The sequence below is a fragment of the Mycobacterium sp. genome, from assembly GCF_049802695.1.
GTDB lineage: Bacteria > Actinomycetota > Actinomycetes > Mycobacteriales > Mycobacteriaceae > Mycobacterium.
Genome location: NZ_JBARMY010000162.1, coordinates 1 through 2271, shown reverse-complemented (window position 1 = coordinate 2271; position 2271 = coordinate 1). Strand labels below are relative to the sequence as shown.

The 2271-nt window shown below is 66.5% G+C and carries 2 protein-coding genes; both read right to left on the bottom strand.

What is annotated here, in order from left to right; genetic code table 11:
* Positions 1 to 87: 87 nt before the first annotated feature.
* Positions 88 to 711: an NUDIX domain-containing protein gene (locus WA317_RS06670; RefSeq protein WP_425172288.1), complete on the bottom strand. Its 624-nt coding sequence runs from the start codon at positions 709 to 711 to the stop codon at positions 88 to 90.
* Positions 704 to 2271, bottom strand: a 1568-nt coding sequence (locus WA317_RS06665; RefSeq protein WP_425172287.1) for a CTP synthase, incomplete at its 5' end; no start/stop codon positions are given. The genes WA317_RS06670 and WA317_RS06665, both read right to left, overlap by 8 nt.

The following is a 2271-nucleotide window of genomic DNA, read 5'->3' as shown; positions in this document are numbered from 1 at the left end:
TGTTGGCCGCGACGCCCCGCTCGATCGCCAGGTGATCGAGGTAGCCCTGCAGCTGTGTCTCCAGCGCCGGACGCAGGGCCGCCGACGTCACCGGGCGCCCTGGCGGCCGGCGAATGCGCTGGGTTTGTCGATCCACGGGGCGTCCACCGGGCGGGGCTGGGCGGCGCCCTGGGTCACCGCGTGGGCGGCCAGGACCCCGGCGATGGCGAGCGAATCGACGATCTCGCCGCTGAACACCTGGCGAAGCGCTTCGGCGATAGGTATCCACTTCAGCGTCATGTCCGCTTCTTCGTCGTGCGCCTCCGGCCGATCAACCTCGCTGAGCCCGGTCGCCAGGTACAGCCGGACCGATTCGTCGCTGAAACCCGGTGTGGAGTCGAGATCGACGAGTACCTGCCAGGTCTCGGCCTGGAGGCCGGCCTCCTCCTCCAACTCCCGTGCGGCGGTGAGGTGCGGCGCCTCGCCGTCGACGTCAAGTAGCCCCGCGGGCAACTCCCACAGTCGTCGACCGATCGGATGCCGGTACTGGTAGACCATCGGGATCCGGCCGGAGTCGTCCAACGCGAGCACCGCAACCGCCCCGTAGTGCTCGACGACCTCGCGGGCCGCGACCTTGCCGCCGGGCATGCGCACTTGATCCTTGCGAAGCGCGAATATTCGTCCCTGATAGACAGTTTCGGACGAAACCGTCTCGAAGTCGTGTTCAGCCACGAGCCGCCGGTTCGGGTACCGGGTGGGCGGCGGCGCTGCGGTTCTCACTGCCGTTCGCCCGGGCCTCGGGAATCTCCACCGGCAACCGCTCGGCGGCCTTGAAGTCGAGGGCAGCCGCGACGAACGCGACGAACAACGGGTGCGGCCGGGTGGGCCGGCTCTTCAGCTCCGGATGTGCCTGGGTACCGACGACGAACGGATGGACCTCCGGCGGGTACTCGACGAATTCCACCAGATGGCCGTCCGGTGAGGTCCCGGAGAACCGCAGGCCGCTTTCGGCGATCTTCTCCCGGTAGGCGTTGTTGACCTCGTAGCGGTGCCGGTGCCGCTCGGAGACCTCGGTCGCCTGATACGCCAGAGCGACTACCGAATCTGGTTGCAGCGTAGCCGGATACGCGCCGAGCCGCATGGTGCCGCCGAGGTCCGCCACACCGGCGACGATGTCCTGCTGGTCGGCCATGGTGGAGATGACTGGATCAGGTGTGTCCGGTTCGAACTCCGCGGAGTTCGCTTCCGTCAGCCCCACCGACCGCGCCGCCTCGATCACGATGCACTGCAGGCCGAGGCAGAGTCCGAGCACCGGGAGTCCCCGCGCCCGCGCATAGCGGACGGCGCCGATCTTGCCCTCGATGCCGCGGATGCCGAACCCGCCCGGGATGAGCACGCCGTGCACGTCGTCGAGTACTGCGGCGGCGCCACTGGTGGTTCCGCAGTCATCGGAGGGTACCCAGCGCATCTCCACTTTCGCCCGATGCTTGAACCCGCCGGCCCGCAACGCCTCGGTGACCGACAGATAAGCGTCCGACAGCTCGATGTATTTGCCGACCACAGCGACTCGGACTGTCTCCTGCGGCTCGTGAACTCTGCGCAGCAAATCGTCCCACTCGGTCCAATCCACGTCACGAAACGGCAGGTTGAGCCGGCGCACCACGAACGCGTCGAGCTCCTCGCGGTGCAACACCTTCGGGATGTCGTAGATCGACCGTGCGTCGGGTGTGGAGATGATGCCGTCGATGTCGACGTCACACATCAACGCGATCTTGTTCTTCAGCGGTTCCGGAACGTCCTGGGCACAGCGCAGGATCAAGGCGTCGGGTGTGATACCGATGCTGCGTAATGCCGCCACCGAGTGCTGAGTAGGTTTGGTCTTCAATTCGCCCGACGGCGCCAAGTAGGGCACCAACGACACATGCAGGAAGAAGACGTTCTCCCGGCCGAGGTCGTGACGCACCTGCCGCGCCGCCTCCAGAAATGGCTGCGACTCGATATCGCCGACGGTGCCGCCGATTTCGGTGATGACGACGTCCGGTCGGTTGCCTTCGGCGTCGGGTGCGGCCATCGCCATGATGCGACGTTTGATCTCGTCGGTGATGTGCGGGATCACCTGCACGGTGTCGCCGAGGTACTCGCCGCGGCGTTCCTTGGCGATAACTGTCGAATACACCTGTCCGGTAGTGACATTCGCCGAACCGGACAGGTCGCGGTCAAGGAAGCGCTCGTAGTGGCCGACATCGAGGTCGGTCTCGGCGCCGTCCTCGGTGACGAACACCTCGCCGTGCT